The organism is Mesorhizobium sp. M0195 (genome assembly GCF_040322115.1).
Taxonomy (GTDB): domain Bacteria; phylum Pseudomonadota; class Alphaproteobacteria; order Rhizobiales; family Rhizobiaceae; genus Mesorhizobium.
In genome coordinates this window covers 1-18,068 of record NZ_JAMYSV010000036.1, presented here as the reverse complement: position 1 = coordinate 18,068, position 18,068 = coordinate 1, and the positions used below count along the sequence as shown (strand labels likewise).

The following is an 18,068-nucleotide window of genomic DNA, read 5'->3' as shown; positions in this document are numbered from 1 at the left end:
TCACAGCCCCTGTGGTAGCGGATGACCTTGCCTCATGAGTTTGGCCCGGGCCTGCTTGTAGTACCTTTCGGCAGAGCCGGCATCGATGCCCAGCCGCTCTGACATGAGGGCGAAAATCTCTTTCCGTTTCACGCCAGGCGCGCGGCGGGCCATCATGTCGATGATTTCATGCTCGCGAGGCGTCAGAACGGAAAAGCGATAGTCGGGCCTTGTCATGGCGACTCGCGAAAGGCGCAGGGAGAAGCCCTTGGATGAAATGTCCTCGAGCACGTCGCTGAAAACGCCGGGCGCAAGGCCGGTTTTGCCGAGATAAGCTGCGGCGCCGATCTGCTGGAAGCCTTCGGCCTCGGTTCGATTGTCAGAGCCGGTGACGACGATATGGATGGCGCTCGCAGAGGCTTCCATGATTTTGTCGACGACAGAAACCCGAGCAGTTTCTGACGTGGGATCAAATCCGGGCAAGCCGGGATCAATTACGATGAGATCAAATTGGATGTTTTGAAGCTCTCTGGTCGCAATCTCCAAGGTTTCGGCACCTACAACGATGCAGTCATGGAAGCTTGCTTGCACTTCGTTCATTAATGCCAGACGCATAAGCGTCTGGTCTTCAACCACCAGGGCACGAAACATTAGAAGCCAATCCTTCTACGCAGGCACCCCCGCCCGGTCTTAGAATCGTCGCTTCAAAATAGGGATGATGCCATCCCTATTTTTCCTTACCTCCCGAGGTATCAGTATGTGACCAATGTACGCCAGGAGGAGGACGATGGCTATTCAACTGGTCTGCAGCAACGGACAAATGGAACCGGCTGAAGGTGTCGCGAATCTTATTGCGGCACATCGTCAGAGCCTGGCCATGCTCGAATATCTCGGCAGGCGATTGATGGAAGCTGAAGGGGCGGACGCGGCCTTGCTGGGTCAGAGGATGGACGCGGTTATGGCGCAAGAGGCCGCGGCACGAAGGAGAGCCGCCATCGCTCCAGTAGCCACTGTCGCGGATATGAAAATGAAGGCAGCTTATTTCCAACGGTTGATGGGTCATGGCTGGTGCGAAATTGACGTTGACGATTTGCAGGCGGTGCTCGGTTCTTTCACGAAACTGCAATCCTAAGAGAAGAGTGCCGAAAGCCATGCTGTGATGGCGTGCCAGGCGGCATAAACTCCCGCGGGGACCAAGATAATAGCGATGAATGCGACGGCATCGCCAATTGAGCGGTCGGTGCGTCCTTGCACCGGATATCCATGGTAATGGTTGTGGGCGTCGTCATCGCGGCTCATCATTATCTCTCCGATATGCGTTTCAGCAGCATTTGTACTGGGTGCTGAAACGTTGTGTTCCACAATCCTCTGCGCTTCGACTTCGCATCCAATTCGGCAACTAGGTAATTGCCGTTGACTGCCTTGCCTTTTACTGTCGTCGCCGCAAAAGCATATCCCGTCGAGATGAGGGCCGTTCCGACGTCGATTGTTTCGCCGTTCAACTGCGCTCCGCATATGACAAAAGCCGCCTCGTCGAGCGCGTAGCCGATTGGCTGGCAGGTGATTGCCGTGCCGTCAAACAGCGCGGCCAAGTGCGCCAGCGATGCGTTGCCGCAATCAATTTTCCTGCCGCCGGCCTCCTCTGCGATTGTCCCTCGTAAACACGATTGGACCCCATAGAGATGGAACAGGCGGTCTCCATCGCGCCATGTGTCGCCGGTTAGCAGTTGAGCCGACTTCGATACTTGGAACGGAGTCGGTTCGGTGGAAGCATTGCTCTCCTGTGCGTGAGCCGATGCGGATAGTGCAACGGCAATGGCTGCGAGGCTGAACCTTCTCATTTTTGGAACTGCTCGCCCAGTTCGCCCGAATGTTCCAGATCGGGGCGCAGAGATTTGCCATCCTTGTTACCAATCGCCGCCATGTCGAAAAAGATCATTTCGTCATCATCATAGGCGACCGTGTACGGATCGTTTGCATCGCCTGCACCGACGAGGGAGAAGCACGACACGGCGTCGGGTTCATCCTTCTTGCTTTGCAAAACAAGCGTCTTGCAAAGAACGACAGATGCACGGTGGTTGTAGATCCGCTCTTCGTAATCTTGCGCGGCTTTCGTGCAGTCCCATTCTTCGGCTTTATATGTGATTTTTGGCTTTGGGCACGCTGTGAGGCCGCGCAGCCGATACGTCGCGCCGTTGATAACGCGCTCAGTAGCCGACTTCACCCTCACCGGCATCTTCAAGGCGGTAACGTCACGCCGATAAAGCGCGCCCTTGGCGTCGTAGCGCTCATAGACAAAGACCTTCTCGCCAGGCTTCGAGAACTGAAGCAAGTAGTCCTTCGATGGCTCATCGAAGGCATTCGGGGCGCTCGCGGCGGCTGCGAAACCCACGGTGCTTTGGAGCAGCAAGGCGACGAATATGGCTGTCTGTTTCATCGGATTTCCGTTCTCGTCACGCTTATCGATTGACACTTTACTAGGGCAGAGTGTAGCCATAGTAAAGTGTCAAATTGTGGCAAGCCAATGATTCGACCTCTCCTGACAATATCGCTTTGCGGTGCCATAGCGCCTTTCACGGCGCTGGCTCAGGACATGGCATCAGAGCGCGTTGCCGTCGCCTTTGCAACGCCAGCGAAAGCTGTGGCGGCAACCGGTATAGATCGCTCCGGAGCTTGTGAGGGTGGCAACCGTGCACAGATCGAGAGCCTTGTGCGCTCAATAGCGGCTGAACAAGGATTTGACGCCGATCTGGCCGAAGCAATTGCATGGGCCGAAAGCGATCTTGGTGCCAACCAGGGTCCGTCAAAAGCCGGGGCCTTGGGAATCATGCAGCTGATGCCAGGAACGGCCTCCGATCTCGGCGTGACAAACCCCTGCGATACACGGGCAAATGTCCGGGCTGGTATCCGGTATCTGAAGTCACTGTACGACCAGTTCAAAGATCCGCTGCTGATGCTCGCGGCCTACAACGCCGGGGCCAACAACGTCTACAAGGCGAAGGGCATTCCGGTGAATCCGGAGACGGCAGAATACATCGTGAAAATATTGAACCGCTGGAAGTTCGGCGGTGTCGTCAAAAAATCCACCCTACCCAAATTGGAAACGCTCGCGGCCGCTCCGCCAGCGAGCGAGGACACTTGGCAGGATGGTCATGTCATGGATTTCGGCAACTGAAAGGAGCCAAGGGTGGAATACAGGAAAGCGGGTAAATTCGCCCTGAAGCTGGCCTTGGCCTCGGCGGTCGGAATAGCTCTCGCGCCGGCCACTGCGTATGCCCAGTCGGCGGCGCCAGTCGAAAATGTGATGGAGTGGTTTGTCGGCGTTCTGCAAGGCAACATAGCGCGCTCATTTGCCATCATCGCGGTCTGTTTTTTTGGCTTCGTCGCGATGACGGGCCGGCTGGCGTGGATGACGGCGTTTTCCATCATCATCGGCATCGCTCTGATCTTCGGCGCCGCCCAACTGGTCGATTCTGTTCGCGCGACGGCGGGAGGCAGCTGAGACATGGACGACGAGGAGGTCTATGTCGAGCCGGTCAGCCTGCCACTGACACGCCCGCCGATGAAATGGGGGGTGCGCTATGAGGTTTTTGCACTAAACGGCATCCTGGCGGTGATCGGCTTTATCGCCACGAGCAGCTTCATGCTCGGCCTTGGCGTGTTCGGCGTGGTGCATCTGGTCAGCGCATATCTGTGCCAGCGCGACCCGTACATGTTTCATGTTTTCGAGCGGCACATCTCCAAACGGGGAGCGGTGGCGAACCTTACTTTCTGGGGCGCGAGGAGCTATTCGCCATGAGCCTCGATGCCGACCTGAAATTTGGCCGTGAGCGGCGGCGTGAAAAGCCCGCGGCGATGCACATCCCCTATCTTCGCCATGTCGATGACAATCTGATCGTGACGAAGAGTGGCTTTCTCGTCGGCGTCATCCAGCTCAGTGGCCTGCCGTTCCAGACGATGGACCAAGCCGAGTTGAACGGCCGAATGTTCAACCGCAACACCACGTTCCGCAATCTCTCGACCTCTCGATTTGCGGTCTACACAACGATCATCCGCCGCCACGTGACGCCCGAGATCGAAGGCGACTTTGACAATCCTTTCGTGGCCGAGCTCGACGCCCGCTACATGGATCAGCTTGGGGCGAAAAACCTTTTCGTCAACGAGGCGTATCTGGCGGTCATACGCCGACCGATGGTCGGCCGCGTCGGCTGGGTGGACAAGGCGCTCAACGCATTCCGCATCAGTACCGCAGGCGAAGAAACCCGCGAAGAGGCGATAGCCGAACTGCATGACGTTCTCGACGGCGTCGCCAAGGATTTTACCGCTTATGGTGCGCGTCTTCTCGGTGTCGTGAAGCGCCGCAATAGCTTCTTTTCCGAGCCTGCGGAATTTTTGGCGAAGATCCTCGCGGGCGGCGTCGACGTGGAAATGCCTTTGCCGCGCATGAGCCTTGGCGATGTGCTGGCGACGCGGCAGCTGTTTTTCGGAAAGTCCGCGCTGGAACTTCGCGGGCCGGACGCTGGCAAGCTCGGCGCCATGGTGTCAATCAAGGAATACCCTCCGTTCACCGCTCCCGGCTCATTGGACGGTCTCTTGCGCCTGCCACATGAGTTCGTCCTGACGCAGAGTTTTGCGATCGAAGACCGTGTCACGGCGATGCGCAGGATCCACACGATCGCCAACCAGGTTGAGGGATCGGACGAGGCGGGCACGACGGTCGAGGAGTCCGTTCATGATGGCGCCGACAAGCTGGCCGGTGGCGAAGTCGTCTTCGGACAACATCACATGAGCGTCATGGCCTTGGCACCGGTCATGAGTGGGCTCAACCGCGCGCTATCAGACATTACGGCCGAGCTTTCGCGCATGTCGATCGTGCCGGTTCGCGAGACACTGAACACGGAACTCGCCTTCTGGGCGCAATTGCCGGGAAATTTCAGCTACATCGCGCGACGCGCTTTGATCTCGTCCCTTAACTTCGCAGGCCTTTTCTCAGGACATAATTTCCCGTCCGGCCAACGTGAGCGGCTTCATTGGAAACGCCCCATCGCTTTGCTCGAAACGACCAGCCAGACGGCCTACTATTTCAATTTCCACGTTCACGATGTCGGGCACTTCACGGTGTTCGGCCCGACCGGCTCGGGCAAGACCGTGGTGCTGTCGTTCCTGATGGCGCAGGCCATGCGCATCATGCCGCGGCCGCGATGTGTATATTTCGACTATATGCGCGGTGCTGAAATTTTCGTTCGAGCGCTCGGCGGTCGCTACGAGGTGATGGAACCTTCCCAGCCGACAGGGTTCGCGCCATTGCAGCTCGAGGACACGGCAGAAAACCGTTCTTTCCTGGAAGATTTGCTCATCTACATTTTGACGCCGGAAGGTGGCGCGCTGGACGTGGCGGAGATGCGCGTCATCAACGCCGCCGTCGACATGATCTACAAGATTCCGCGCGAACAGCGGACCTTCGACCTGCTGCCGGAAGTGCTGCGGGGCTCGCTCACGCCTGGTATGAATGATCTGGCCGCGCGGATACAACCCTGGCTCGACCCGAAGGACAAGGGCTGGCTTTTCAACAATCCCGTCGATCTGGTGGATTTCTCGAAACCCGTTGTCGGGTTCGACATGACTAAGATCCTGGGCGACCAAAAGCTGCGCTCGGCGGCGTTGCTCTACATCTTCCACCGTCTTGAGGACGTCATCAACGGCTCGCCGATCATGCTTTTCCTCGATGAAGGCTGGAAGCTGTTGGACGACGAGGTTTTCGCCGCCTTCATCAACGAGACGCTGAAGACCATTCGTCGCCGCAACGGCGTCGTCGGCTTTGGCACGCAGACAGCGGAAGACGTCGTCAATTCCTCGATCTCGTCGTCGCTGATCGAGCAAACGAAGACCAACATTTTCTTCCCCAACCCAAAGGCGAGCAAGGAGTCCTACATGGAGCGCTTCTCGCTGACGGCGAAGGAATTCGAGTTCGTGCGCCGAACGGCGAAGGAAACACGGACCTTCCTCGTCAAGCACGACAGCGACTCGATCGTCGCCAAGCTCGATTTGTCGGCGATGCCCGATCTCGTCAAGGTCTTGTCCTCGAACGAAGCCAACAGCAAGGAATGCGCACGGCTCCGGCAGATTTTCGGCGAGGAGCCGGAGGCGTGGCTGCCATACTTCTGCGGATGGGAGAACGAGCATGACGAAGCGGCTTAGCGGCGCTTGTCTGGCGGTGGCTCTTGCGACGGCGGGAAGCATGAGCGTGGCTGTCGCTCAGATCGCGGTGATCGACGGGCAGAACCTCGACAAGCGGCAAGAGGACGAACAGCACAGCAAGAAGTCGGATGAGGCGAAGAGGGGCGAAACCGACAAGAAAAAAAGCGTCGTCTGCACCTATTCGAACAAATATCGCTCACACATGTTTCGCCGGTCGCCGGCCGAAGCGTTGCAGCGCGACGCGGGCAACGTGAAGATGATCCGCTATTATGCGCAAAAGTACGGCGTGCCCGAAGGCCTGGCGCTCTCCGTCGCCTATCAGGAATCGCGCTTCGACACCTGCGCCGGGAGCCATACCGGCGTCAAAGGCGTCATGCAGCTGACCAAGGGCACCGGGAAGTCCATGGGACTGGACCGCGACGTGAACGAGCAGAACGTCGAAGGCGGTGTCAAATATCTCGGAATGGGCGTGAAGCAATGCGGGGCAACGAATTATAGCTGTCTCGCTTCCTTCTACAACGGATCGAACGCTGGCGAGCAAAACCAGTGGGCCGGCGGGGTCGGCCGCTGGAACAACTACTTCAACGAATATGTGTCGAGCGGCAAGGCTCCGGCCGCCGCGCCGCCACCCTTCTCGATCGTAACGGCCGACGGCGCAGGCGGCACGGCCCAGGACGCGGCCATGGGCACGGTCAGGAAGGCGGCTGGCGGGCTTGATGCAAGCTCATCGCAGATGGGCGCCAACGATGCGGCGATCGACGCGGTAGCTGGCACCGTTGGCCAGGTGACGGAATACAAAGACGCTTGGGAGCTGAACTCGTCGGCTCGTGGGATCAACGCCGATGTCACCAACCAGTACCTCGCCCAGGCGGGGGACTTCACGGCGTTGCTGGCCCAATTTCTGTCGTTGCAGAACGTTCAGGCATCGCAGTCGTCCAAACTGGTGCAACGGCCAAAGAGCGGCTCTGCAAACCCGTTCTCTTGTGATCCCGCGGAATTTGAACGGTTGAAGATCGATCGCGGCCGGTGGCTACCATGCGCACCTGAGAACGCAGGGGCAAGCTCAGCCGACAGCCGCTCGATGATCATCACCCCCGACCCTGCTGGCGCTGCCAGCGTGATCGATTCCTTGCAACAATAGGAGGCTGACATGAAGAAATTCGCGATTGCGGCCAGTCTGGCGCTTTGGGCAAGCACGGCCTTCGCACAGATTGCCGTTATCGATGGCGCTAATCTCGATGTAGCCCGCAAGAATGCGGAAAACACCAACTCCATCATGGCCTCGAATAAGGATATCCTAAAAAAGAGCGAAGAGATCCTGCAGGCTCTCAGCGGCAGTCGTGACGGTTCGCTTGGAATCGGACAGATGGGCCTCGGCGGCAATATGTCGATTGCCCAGGCTCCGTCGTTCGGATCGATCCTGAACGGCGGCGCGCTCTCGCTTGGCGGCCTGTCCCCCGAAATCCAGAAAATCGCCGGCGCTGTGATCAACGGGCTTCAGCTGGTGAAGCAGCTCCAGCAGATCGCCGGCAAAGAGACGAGCGCCGTCAACTCAGCCTACGGCGGCAGCGTCAACGTGGCCTGGCTGCTAAGCGCGTTGACTTCGCAGGCCTCGCAGGGCGTCACCCAGCGCGAACAGTCACTGCAGTCCGCGAGCGGGCAGATCGGCAAGTCGGAGGACGTCAAGGGTTCGGTAGACCAGAACACGCGAATGCAGCTCGAAAACGCGCGCGCGGTCAACGAATTGATCGGCGTCCAGAACGGTGCGGTCGCGGCATTGAATGAGAAGCTGAAGACAGACCTTCTTCGTCAGAGCCAGGTCCAGAAGATGATGACACCTCGAAACGTCAATCCGTTCGCGAATTTTGGCAAGAGCGGAGGCTAGCACTTGTCGAGGCTGGTGTTGCGCACATGCGTTGTGATCGGGCTCAGCGCAGGGCTTTTCGGATGCGCAAATCGCGAACTGAAAGCGCCGTGCGGGCGTTTGGCGTATGCGCACGCCGACGAATGCGGCGCGCTGAAGCCGGTCAATTCAACGCCGTTCGCCAGCATCATTGACGAGGATCCATGAACGGTCTCGCCGAAAGCATTCTCGGTGGCATTGACAACATCGGTGAGGACTTCGTCCGCACCGTCTATATGCAGTTGGGCAATGCGATGGGCAACGTCTTCACCCTGATGCTGACCCTCTATATCGTGTGGTGGGGCTATTCGATCCTGAGCGGGCGTGAGTCGATTTCGCCAATCGAAGCGGCCTATCGCCTCGGCCGCGCCGTCATCATCTATCTGCTGCTAACGGGATGGGGCACATTTTCCGCGACGATCTATCAGCTCGCGCAAAGCATTCCAGACGAGGTCGGCAAGGTGATCGTCGGCGCCGTGTCGCGGGCCACCGGCAACCAGCTCAGCGACCAGGCGGCAATTCCAGCGCTTATCGACAATCTCTACCAGGGGGCGCAGGACGTCGCCAATCAGGTCTACAGCGGATCCTTCTATGACATTTTTGGTGCGCTCTTGTCGCTGCTCGTTCTGCTGTCTGCCATCATCTTCGCAGCGCTTGCCATTGCCGCGATCATCGCCGCCAAAGTGATGTTGTTCATCACGCTCGCCTTGGCGCCGATATGGATCGTTCTTTGGCTTTACCGATGGTCCTCGCGCATGAGCGAAGGCTTCCTTTCGCTCACCACCTTTCTGATGATCCAGCAAGTCCTGATTTACGGCTTTCTCGGTTTCTACTTCTCGCTGGTCAATGCGGCGCTGAACACCGCCACGTCCGGCGGAGCGACCATGGATAGCAAAATGTCGCTGGTGCTGCCGCTGGTGCTGGTGACGATCATCGGGATCTACGTTCTCATGCAGATACCGTCGATTGCTTCGATCCTGAATGGCGGCGGCTATCTCAGCACCGTGGGAGCCCGGTACTCATATGGGACGTTCGGCAGGAATGCCGTGCGCTATTCCGGCGCGCGCTGGGCCGCCGGCCGTGCCGCTCGCGGCGCCCGGCAGCTCGCGGCAAACAGTTTTCGAGCTTCGCGAGCAGCGAGGGCGGACGACGCAACCCGGTCCGCTATCCAGCAAGGTGCGCGGGATAACTCCAGGCCTCTGGCCTAGAACACCAGAACGATCGCGGTGCTGGATCAGGATGCGGCGGGCAAACGAGGCAATAATAAAGTGGCAATTCCAGTGGAAACGGTTGCTGACAGCAGCAGCGAACTCGTCGACAAGCGCTATTACAGGGCGGGCGCGACCTGGGAAGACGACACGCACAGGTCAATGCGTCGATCGCGTACATTGGCATGGATCGTCAGTGGCGTTTCTGGACTGGTGGCGGTGTTGTCGCTGCTGGCGCTCGTGCTGATCCTGCCGCTCCGGCAGTTCGAACCGTATGTTGTGGAGGTCGACAAATCGACGGGCTACCTCGAGATCATGCGCGCGCTCAAGCCTGGAGATTTGTCCCAGAACGAAGCCGTCACGGCGGCCAATCTGGTACGCTACATCAGGGCCCGCGAAACCTACGATTCGCGTGAACTGAAACAGAATTACGACTTGGCGCAACTCTACTCCACCGACACGGCGTCCAAGGATTTGACATGGCTGTACACGCCTGCGAATCCTCAGTCGCTGGACAAGATCTATGGCCGCAATGCCACGATCTCGGTCGAGATCAAGTCGGTATCCCTGCTCAACCGCAACACAGCATCGGTGCGCTTCGCCACGACGACGCGGCGGGACAATTCTTCGACCGCCGACAATTGGGTCGCGGTGATAAAATTCCGCTACACCTCGACGCCGCTGAAGAACGAATGGCGCTTCGACAACCCGCTGGGATTTCAGGTTACGGATTATCGCCGCGACCAGGAATCGGCGCCGGCCGCAGGGAGCCTGCAATGAAATGGCGCGCGGGCCTCGCACTGTCGGCCGCCCTGCTGCTCGGCACGATCCACGCCGCGGCGGCACGCGACGGCCGGATCCGATATGTCACCTTCAATAACGACGACGTGACGTCGGTGCGCGCCGCTCTTGGCATTTCCACGATGGTCGAGCTCAGTCCGACCGAAGTCATCGAAACCGTGTCGGCTGGCGACACGAAAGGCTGGTCGATCGTCCCCAAACGCGGATCGCGGTTTCTGTTCGTCAAGCCGCTGGAGCCCGATGCGTGGACCAACGTCAACGTGGTCACCAACCGGCGCGTCTATTCCCTGCTGCTGCAGGCGACTGACAATAGCCGTGACCGGGCATCCTTCCAGGTCCGGTTCAAATACCCGGACGAGGATATCAACGCGCGCCTGCTCTCACAGGCCAAGGAGAGCGCCGCCGATCCGGATTTGAAGGACCTGAACTATGCCGATCTCAATTACGACTACGCCTACAAGGGCGACGACAGCCTGAAGCCGCGCACCGTATTCGACGACGGCACCAAGGTGTTTCTGGAGTTCAAGGGCGACATTCCGGCGATCTTCGTTGTCGACGACAAGCGGCATGAGTCGCTGGTCAACGTTCGTACGCAGGGCAAATACACAATCATCGACAAGGTCGCGCGGCAATTCACCTTGCGGGCCGATGGCAAGACGCTCTGCCTCTACAACCGGGCGCGACCCAACCCTATCGACCCGGTCGAGCAGATCTACGGTCCAACGAAACTGACAGGCGGTTCCACCCTGTTCGGATCCAGCGGAGGGCGGTGATGACCCAGATCGATTATAACCAACTGGACGGCAGCCCGACAGTCGCGCGCCGTGGTGCGGGCGTGGGTACCAGGATCGCCCTGGTCGGCCTCGGCGTAGTGCTGGTAGGCGCGCTGATATGGCTGAACTGGCCCCGGGAGCCGGTATCGCGCGATCTTCGCAGCGATGGCGAGGAAAACTTCAATCCGCCAGAGTTCCGCCCGCCGGCGTTGAACGACCCGCCGCAACCTGCCGACGGCACGATCGACCAGATCGTGGTGCCGCCACCAGCTGACGGCCAAAAGGGCACGCAACAAGCCGATAATGTCGACCAGACCGTGCAGGAGGGCGCGGACCTTGACGCGCAGCGGCGGGCGCTGGAGGCGCAAATGGCGGCCGAGGAGGCTCGCCGCAAGGCCGAGGAGGAAGAAGCCCGCCGCAAGGCCGCGGCTGAGGACGAGGCTCGCCTTAAGGCTGAGGCCGCCGAGCGTGAAAAAGCGGTATGGGCACGCCTGCGGTCGAACCAGATGGTGACGAATGATCAAACCGGCTCGACGGATGCCGGCGCCCCGGCGGCACAGGTCGAAATCGCGCCGGACGGTCAGATCATTGCGGTCCCCGGCGCCGACAGTGATCCCAACAAGGCATTCCTGGCGCAGTCTGAGGCAAGTTCTTCCGGCATTGTCAAAGCCAGGGTCTTCCGCCGCACCGATGCGTTGATCCCAGAGGGAACGATCATTCGCGGCTATTTGGAAACCGCGATCAACACCGACCTTCCCGGTGCCGTGCGCGCTGTCGTGCGCGAGGATGTCTTCTCGCTCGACGGCAGGCGGATCCTCATTCCGAAGGGCTCGCGGCTGACCGGGGAATACCGCTCGGGGCTTGCGCGCGGTCAGAAGCGTGTTTTCATCGTCTGGAGCAGGGCCATCCGCTCGGACGGTATTTCTATCGATATCAAGTCGCCTGGTGCCGATGCGCTCGGCCGCGGTGGCATGGGCGGCCGTGTCGATACGCACTGGCTTGAACGCTACGGCAACGCCATCATGCTTTCCGTCGTTGGCGGCGTCTCTGAATATCTGTCCTCGCTTGGAGATCGCAGCCAGGATGGACAACAGCGCCAGGTGTCGACGATCGATCCCGTAACCGGCGAGACCACCACCGTAACTTATGGTGGCAATGGCTCGCAGCGCGACGCCCGCAGCATCGCCTTCGATAAGTCATCGACCGCCTTGCAGCAACTCGCGCAAGAGGCGTTTCGCGACACGCAGAACATTGGCCCGACAGTCTACGTCGACCAGGGCACATCGATTGTCGTGCTGGTGCGGCGAGATCTCGATTTCTCGGATTTGTACGCTGATCCCGTTCAGGAAGAAGTTGCACGCCTGAAGGCAGGTGGGCGGCCGAAGGCGGCGATCGATCCGACGCCTCTCTACGGTACGCCGAAGGATCATTTCTATTCCGGCTATGGGAGCCCGGTGAAATGAATGCCGTGCTTCCCCTCCCCGACCCTTGGGCGAGAGCCCCGGTCCTGCGCGCTCATCTGGAACCGATATGGTCCTATTTGAATGAAGATGCGGTCTCCGAGATTGCGATCAACAGGCCGGGTGAATTGTTCATCGAACGCCTCGGCGCGAAGGAAATGGAGCACGTCGTCAAGCGAGAGGTCACGCCCGGCTGGATTCGCAACATCTCGACTGGCGTCGCCTCGGCGACAAATCAGGTCATCAACGAAGAAAAGCCGGTCCTGTCGGCCGCTCTTCCCTCGGGTGAGCGCATCCAATGCATCTTGCCGCCGGCGGCTCCCGAAGGCGGGGCGATCTCGATCCGCAAGCAGGTCATCATGGATATGAGCCTTGATGCCTACAACGATCTCGGCGCATTCGAGAACACGGCGATGGGCAGCGGACTGGCGCTGTCAACCGAAGAAAAGCGACTTGTCGAGATGTTGCACGACACGTCGCCGATGGACTTCCTGCAATATGCCGTGCGCAACCGTGTCTCCATCGTCGTTTCAGGCGGTACATCGACCGGCAAGACGACGTTTTTGAATGCGCTCTTGAAGGAGATCCCGGCCCATGAACGGATCATCACGATCGAAGATACCCGGGAACTGAGGCTGCCGGCTCCCAACAACGTCACCTTGATAGCTTCGAAGGGCGACCAGGGCCTTGCCAAAGTCTCCGCCCAACAGCTGCTCGAGGCCTCGCTTCGCATGCGGCCCGACCGTCTGCTATTGGGCGAGTTGCGCGGCGCTGAAACCTTCGCATTCCTCCAGGCCATCAACACCGGCCATCCGGGTTCACTCACGACCGTTCATGCCAATTCCGCCCGGTCCGCCTACGAGCGGCTGGCGCTGATGGTCATGCAGGGCAGCTCGGGCCTCTCACGAAGCGAAATTCTCGACTATCTGCGCGAGGTCATTCCGGTGGTCGTTCAGATGGTCCGCACCGAAGGCGGACGGCGCGGCATCAGCGAGATCAAGTTCACCAAGGCGGAGACGATCTAGCGGGGCCAACCCATGCAGAAAATCGCAACAGCAATTTTCATGGTGCTCATGGCGATGGCCCTGGGCGCCCTGGTCTTCACGGTCGCCTATGCCGCGACTGATTGGTACAGGACTGGCTCCCACGTCCTGTTCGACCAGTTGAACGCCAATGCTTTGCCGGTTGTTCGTTTGGCCTGGGCTGACGTGACCGCGAGAAATTTTGACCGGGTGCAATACGCCATTGCGACGGGAGGTTTAGGGTTTCTCTTGCCACTGGTCGGCCTGTTTCTCATGCGCCCCAGAAAGCGCAATGACTCTCGCTTCATGACTATGAGCGACGTATCGAAAACCGGCTTGACCAAAATTGGCGGCGTGTTCGTCGGTCGAGCCGGCGGCAGGCTGGCCGAAATTTTGTCGCCCGGCCGCGATCAGCGCTCCGGCAAGGTCCGTTTGATCCAGCGCAAGCTGATTGGCGGCAAGAAATTGTGGATTGATGGCGATGATGTTGGCGGCTTTGTGATAGGGCCGCCGCGCTCCGGCAAAGGCACGTCTCTCATTATCCCGAACGCCCTGACCTGGCCGCATTCGTTCGTGGTTCTCGACCTGCGTGGCGAGACCTATGCGGCCACCGCCGGCTACCGTTCAACCATGAGCCGCGTGGTGCGTTTCGCGCCGGCTGATTCGGACGGCAATACCGCATGCTACAATCCGATGGACTTCATCTCGCTGGATTCGGCGCAGCGCGACATCGACCTTCGCAACATCGCTGCAGCGCTGTTTCCGCGCCCCCCTTCGAACGCGGATCCCTACTGGGTTAACGACGCCCGCCTCCTTTTTACCGGCATCGCGTCCTTCGTCATGGAATCGCCTGCGATCCCGAACGAGAAGAAGACCTTCGCCACAATCCTCGAGATCATGAACGGTGCCGAGCAGCCGCTCCTGGAGTTCATCGGCTCGCTGCGCGAGGAACGCCGCCGCGAATGCTCGCATTTCACGCTGCAAACCCTGCTGCCATATTTTGAGATGTCTGAGCGGCAGTTTTCCGGGATATATGCCGGCGTACGCACCGGCATGGCCCCTTTTCTCAACGAGCGCCTGATGCGAGCTACGTCGCGCAGCACGTTCGATATTCGCAGGCTGAAGCGCGACCGGATCTCTCTTTATCTCGACGTGCGGCGCGAGCAGATCACCTCCCTTGGACCGTTGTTCAACGTCCTGATTACGCAGTTGATGAACTTCATGTCGGAAACTATGCCGCGTGCCGACGAGCATCCGGTGCTTGTGCTGCTCGACGAGTTCCAGAACCTCGGCAAGCTCGAGAACGTGACCGAAATGGCGAGCGTGCTCGGCGGCAACGGTGTTTCGATGTGGTTCTTCGTACAGTCGCTGAAGGCTGTAGACGAGATCTATCGCCAGGAGGGGCGCAAGACACTTATCAACGCGGCTCGCGTGCAGATCTTTTTCGGTGCGCAGGACGCTGACGATCTGCGCTACATTTCCGAGCAGCTCGGCGAAACGTCGGACGTTCAAAAGGACGTGACGCGAACCAAGGCAACCTTGTTCGACACTTATTACACGCGCTCCGAGCACCGCAAGCAAGTGCGGCGGCCTCTTATGCGGCCGGATGAAATCCGCACGCTCGACAAGAACAAGGTCATCATATTGCCGCGCGGCGAACTGCCAATTCTCGGCACGCGCAATTTCTATTTCGCCGACGGCCGGCTCGCCAAACGCGCGTTCATGCCCCTGCCCGCCTCTACCGACGCTTCGCGCACGAAAAGCCCTGCATTGGACGCTTCTGAGGCGGTTCCATCTCATGCGCTCCCGACGATTGTGCCGACAGCACCTGCGTACCGCTCGGGCCTCGTGCAGACGCGCCTGCGGCGCGGCGCGACATTTGCAGCAAAAGCTGACCGTATGGCTCTGCCGCGGGGCCGGCGCGCAATCGTAAAAGAACGGCCGAAAGCAACCGACGCTGCGGTCGTACCAGCTTATACCGCCATAGATTTTTCCGCGTTGGCGGCTAAAGCGGTCACGACAAGGATAGCACCCGATAAAGAAGCGGCGGTGGCGGCGATCCTGAACAATGTGCGCTCTCTCCGGGCCCACGCATCCGACAAAGAAGCTTTCGACCGAAATTTGAGCGTCGTCGAAGACACCTTGCCCGATGTAGTCGACGGGTAGGAACTGCTGCGCCCTGCTCGTGTCAGATAGAAGAGCGGCAACGTCATGCCTCAGGCCTTCTGTATCAGCCGCCAGTTGCCGGGCGGTGCCGCTTGAGCACTCCAGTCAATCGCCGCGTAGAATCTTTGCTTCGCGCGCGACCGCGACGAAAGCCCTGCGGGCGGCGGGTGGATGAAGCTCACCTCGTATAACCTTCAGACAGGCGTCCATAGCTGCCCTGTGCTTCTCCGTCTGACGACCACCAAGATCCCGCAGCAGGATGGAGGCCGCATCATTAACATCGAACACGGTGCGTTCTGTATAGCGGCCAATCTGAATCACAACTGGCCTCTCAAATCTTACCAAGCCGGTCATCTACCCTCACCCTTGAAACTCTATCAACAACAGCCTGCGATCACCGGCGGAAGAAAAATCGCGTCGGTTGATCCCGCTTGCGGGTTGCCCCGGTCGGCCGCTCAATCGAAAGTTTAGTAAGAGGTGGGTTTCCACCCATGTTCAATTCGAGCAGACGTTGGTCCAATTCCTTGTCCGCCGCTGTGAGGCGATGGTTAAGGCGCAGATAGTCCATCCAGGTCGGCGTGCGGAAGGTTTCTGTCCAAAGCGAGGAATCCTGAAGATCGCGCTGGAGGTTCCAGTGCCTGGCGCCGACGCGGCTTTGCACCCGCCGTCGTTCCTGCATCTGATCGAGGAAAGCTTCGACGTTTGCCTCCGGTATTGAGTACTCGATCTTGATGACGATCGGGCCGCTTCTCGGCTTCAGGTCGAGAGCGAGTTGCGGTGTCTCGAAGCCAAAAGGATCCTGATCAGAGTCTTGCCATTGACGGATCGGCAACAGGAACCCGGTGGCCGCGACCATCAGTAGCGCAGCAGCTGAAATCTCCAGGGCTGAGGCAAGCGAATAGTTCTCAGCCACCGTACCCCACAGCCAACTGCCGGCCGCGATACCACCCGACGAAAGGGCATAATAGATCGAGAGCGTGCGACCAACGACCCACCTTGGGCTTGCCAATTGAACGCTTACGTCGAGCCCCGTCCAGGTGACCACCCATCCCGCGCCGCCGAGCGCCAGCGCAATAGCAGCCACTGCCACTGAAGACGTGAGAGCAAGAGATAAACAACACGCCGCGCAAGCAATGCATGCCAGTATTGTCAGTCGCTCCTGGGAGAGCGACCGTCTCAAAACATTGTTGCAGATGCCGACGCACAAGGCGCCGGTCCCGAAGCCAGCCATCAGGATGCCATAAACGATCGGTCCTCCGCCTAATTGATCGCGAGCAACGATAGGCAGGAGCGCGAGTATGGAGATGCTGGTCAGGCCAAAAAGCGCGCCACGCGCGATTGCCGCCTTGATCTCCGCCGATAGTGCGGTGAAGCGCGCTCCGTCATGGATGGCCGTGGTCAATGGCTCCCGCGGGAGGGGGGACGAGCGAACATCCCATTTGCGGCGCCCTATGGTCCACAGCAGCGCTAGATAGGTCAGCGTCGCCACAGCGAAAGCTGTCAAAGGTCCAAAGGAGGCAACGACAATGCCACCAATCGCCGGACCGACGCTTCGAACAGCGTTATATCCAACCGAGATGAGCGTAACCGCGGCTGGAACTTCGCGTTTTCGTAAGATGTCGCCGACCGACGCGTGCCAAGCGGGATCGGTGAAAGCGGCGCCCGCTCCGGCCAAACAGCTGAATGCAAGAACCATCCATGGATTGAAAATTCCCAAGCCTGCAAGAACCGTCAGCATCGCCGAGGACAGCGCTATCACGGACCAGCCAGCGAACATCAGATTGCGGCGGCTGAAATTATCAGCCAGGGCTCCGGCGATGATCGACAGGACGAATGTAGGCAACGTCGTCGAAGCCTGCACCAAGGCGACCATCACGTCGGAAGTCGAAATGGTCGCCATCAGCCAACTGATGGCGACAGTTTGAATTAGCCAGCCAAAGCTGGACACCTGCGTAGCAAGCCAGAGCGATCGGAAAGTTGCATTCTCGAGCGGCGCAAATGTCGCCGACGAAGCTGGAGTCGCATCTGCGGGCGCCACCCTGCTCATTGGGTTGAGCCCTCCCCTCGGTCTATCGGTCGCGTTTAGAGGTGCCCTCCCGGCGCAGGTGCCCGTGGAGGAATAGCAGCATGAGCGCATTTGCTAGGGATAGCGCAAGACAATTCTTCACCGCCGGCGCTCTGGCCGAAGCGATTACTTGGTCTGGAAGAAAAGGCGGATGCAGCCTGACCGCAAATCGGGCATCGCACCGAGTTAGGAATTGCCGCCTTCGGGAAGGAGACCTTCATTCCGCGCGGGAAACGATGCCCATGGAAAGCCTGGGACGACGGCGCCGATTTCTATCAGAGAGCTGGCCCGCAGCGGATTCAACGAAGCCGGGCCACACCTACCTAGCCGCCTTGATGCACGGCGACTAAGCTTTTGACGGCCTGAAGCGACATTGTGGTCGCCGTTGCGGTGCTTTTCCACGCGCCGCGTCAGGCGCCGGGATTGCTCCGTCGTGATGGCAGGCGGGGGTTTGCAGGTTGCGGTCGACGGGTTCGTTTCGGGGCGTCTGCCC

Annotated in this window: 20 protein-coding genes; 13 read left to right on the top strand and 7 right to left on the bottom strand. The window is 59.5% G+C overall.

Translation table 11 applies throughout. The annotated features are described in order from the left end of the window. Entirely contained in the window at positions 1-630 is a 630-nt protein-coding gene (locus NKJ12_RS30370; RefSeq protein WP_352707215.1) for a DNA-binding response regulator, read from the bottom strand. Between the two features lie 136 nt (positions 631-766). Here NKJ12_RS30370 and NKJ12_RS30365 point away from each other — a divergent pair, with 136 nt between their 5' ends. Then, positions 767-1,111 carry a hypothetical protein gene (locus tag NKJ12_RS30365; protein WP_352468892.1) on the top strand — a complete coding sequence of 115 codons (345 nt, stop codon included), beginning with the start codon at positions 767-769 and terminating at the stop codon, positions 1,109-1,111. On the opposite strand, the gene NKJ12_RS30360 is transcribed toward NKJ12_RS30365, so the two are convergent. From NKJ12_RS30360 to NKJ12_RS30350, 3 genes are read right to left on the bottom strand one after another with little or no spacing between them, the layout of a single operon-like run. Then, positions 1,108-1,278, bottom strand: a complete 171-nt coding sequence (locus NKJ12_RS30360; RefSeq protein ID WP_352707212.1) for a hypothetical protein — start codon at positions 1,276-1,278, stop codon at positions 1,108-1,110. The two genes, NKJ12_RS30365 and NKJ12_RS30360, sit on opposite strands and share 4 nt — an antisense overlap. A gap of 2 nt (positions 1,279-1,280) precedes the next feature. Continuing rightward, positions 1,281-1,820 carry a thermonuclease family protein gene (locus NKJ12_RS30355; RefSeq protein WP_352707210.1) on the bottom strand — a complete coding sequence of 180 codons (540 nt, stop codon included), beginning with the start codon at positions 1,818-1,820 and terminating at the stop codon, positions 1,281-1,283. Beyond that, positions 1,817-2,416, bottom strand: a complete 600-nt coding sequence (locus tag NKJ12_RS30350; protein ID WP_352707206.1) for a hypothetical protein — start codon at positions 2,414-2,416, stop codon at positions 1,817-1,819. Before NKJ12_RS30350 ends, NKJ12_RS30355 begins: the two co-directional genes overlap by 4 nt. Before the next feature lie 156 nt (positions 2,417-2,572). Here NKJ12_RS30350 and NKJ12_RS30345 point away from each other — a divergent pair, with 156 nt between their 5' ends. Genes NKJ12_RS30345 through NKJ12_RS30320 form a run of 6 tightly spaced genes read left to right on the top strand, consistent with a single transcriptional unit; the run spans position 2,573 to position 8,062 of the window. Beyond that, positions 2,573-3,154 carry a lytic transglycosylase domain-containing protein gene (locus tag NKJ12_RS30345; RefSeq protein WP_352707204.1) on the top strand — a complete coding sequence of 194 codons (582 nt, stop codon included), beginning with the start codon at positions 2,573-2,575 and terminating at the stop codon, positions 3,152-3,154. Between the two features lie 12 nt (positions 3,155-3,166). After that, the gene (locus NKJ12_RS30340) at positions 3,167-3,481 is read left to right on the top strand and encodes a TrbC/VirB2 family type IV secretion system protein (protein WP_352707203.1); all 315 of its coding nucleotides are present in this window, start codon (positions 3,167-3,169) and stop codon (positions 3,479-3,481) included. A gap of 3 nt (positions 3,482-3,484) precedes the next feature. Continuing rightward, positions 3,485-3,778, top strand: a complete 294-nt coding sequence (locus tag NKJ12_RS30335; protein ID WP_352707200.1) for a VirB3 family type IV secretion system protein — start codon at positions 3,485-3,487, stop codon at positions 3,776-3,778. Then, positions 3,775-6,177 (top strand): VirB4 family type IV secretion/conjugal transfer ATPase, encoded by a 2,403-nt coding sequence (locus NKJ12_RS30330; RefSeq protein ID WP_352707197.1) that lies wholly within the window; start codon positions 3,775-3,777, stop codon positions 6,175-6,177. Before NKJ12_RS30335 ends, NKJ12_RS30330 begins: the two co-directional genes overlap by 4 nt. Then, positions 6,161-7,318, top strand: a complete 1,158-nt coding sequence (locus NKJ12_RS30325; protein WP_352707195.1) for a transglycosylase SLT domain-containing protein — start codon at positions 6,161-6,163, stop codon at positions 7,316-7,318. Before NKJ12_RS30330 ends, NKJ12_RS30325 begins: the two co-directional genes overlap by 17 nt. 9 nt (positions 7,319-7,327) lie before the next feature. Then, on the top strand, positions 7,328-8,062 hold the full coding sequence (locus NKJ12_RS30320) for a type IV secretion system protein (RefSeq protein ID WP_352707192.1): 735 nt from the start codon (positions 7,328-7,330) through the stop codon (positions 8,060-8,062). Here NKJ12_RS30320 and NKJ12_RS30315 read toward each other — a convergent pair. Then, positions 8,059-8,232, bottom strand: coding sequence for a hypothetical protein (locus NKJ12_RS30315; protein ID WP_352707189.1), 174 nt, complete (start codon positions 8,230-8,232; stop codon positions 8,059-8,061). The two genes, NKJ12_RS30320 and NKJ12_RS30315, sit on opposite strands and share 4 nt — an antisense overlap. Positions 8,233-8,244: 12 nt before the next feature. On the opposite strand from NKJ12_RS30315, the gene NKJ12_RS30310 reads away from it, so the two are divergent. Genes NKJ12_RS30310 through NKJ12_RS30285 form a run of 6 tightly spaced genes read left to right on the top strand, consistent with a single transcriptional unit; the run spans position 8,245 to position 15,510 of the window. Then, positions 8,245-9,288 (top strand): TrbL/VirB6 family protein, encoded by a 1,044-nt coding sequence (locus tag NKJ12_RS30310; protein ID WP_352707187.1) that lies wholly within the window; start codon positions 8,245-8,247, stop codon positions 9,286-9,288. 18 nt (positions 9,289-9,306) lie between these two features. After that, the gene (locus tag NKJ12_RS30305; protein WP_352707185.1) at positions 9,307-10,068 is read left to right on the top strand and encodes a VirB8 family type IV secretion system protein; all 762 of its coding nucleotides are present in this window, start codon (positions 9,307-9,309) and stop codon (positions 10,066-10,068) included. Next, positions 10,065-10,862 (top strand): TrbG/VirB9 family P-type conjugative transfer protein, encoded by a 798-nt coding sequence (locus NKJ12_RS30300; RefSeq protein ID WP_352707183.1) that lies wholly within the window; start codon positions 10,065-10,067, stop codon positions 10,860-10,862. The genes NKJ12_RS30305 and NKJ12_RS30300 overlap by 4 nt, the downstream gene beginning before the upstream one ends. Continuing rightward, positions 10,862-12,325 carry a type IV secretion system protein VirB10 gene (gene virB10 / locus NKJ12_RS30295; protein ID WP_352707181.1) on the top strand — a complete coding sequence of 488 codons (1,464 nt, stop codon included), beginning with the start codon at positions 10,862-10,864 and terminating at the stop codon, positions 12,323-12,325. The genes NKJ12_RS30300 and virB10 overlap by 1 nt, the downstream gene beginning before the upstream one ends. Then, positions 12,322-13,347: a P-type DNA transfer ATPase VirB11 gene (gene virB11, locus NKJ12_RS30290; RefSeq protein ID WP_352707179.1), complete on the top strand. Its 1,026-nt coding sequence runs from the start codon at positions 12,322-12,324 to the stop codon at positions 13,345-13,347. The genes virB10 and virB11 overlap by 4 nt, the downstream gene beginning before the upstream one ends. Positions 13,348-13,359: 12 nt before the next feature. Then, complete coding sequence (locus NKJ12_RS30285) at positions 13,360-15,510, top strand: type IV secretory system conjugative DNA transfer family protein (protein ID WP_352707176.1); 2,151 nt, start codon at positions 13,360-13,362, stop codon at positions 15,508-15,510. 105 nt (positions 15,511-15,615) lie between these two features. Here NKJ12_RS30285 and NKJ12_RS30280 read toward each other — a convergent pair whose 3' ends face one another. Then, complete coding sequence (locus NKJ12_RS30280; protein WP_352468908.1) at positions 15,616-15,864, bottom strand: DUF982 domain-containing protein; 249 nt, start codon at positions 15,862-15,864, stop codon at positions 15,616-15,618. Between the two features lie 40 nt (positions 15,865-15,904). After that, the gene (locus tag NKJ12_RS30275) at positions 15,905-17,557 is read right to left on the bottom strand and encodes an MFS transporter (RefSeq protein WP_352707173.1); all 1,653 of its coding nucleotides are present in this window, start codon (positions 17,555-17,557) and stop codon (positions 15,905-15,907) included. Positions 17,558-18,068: the final 511 nt, after the last annotated feature.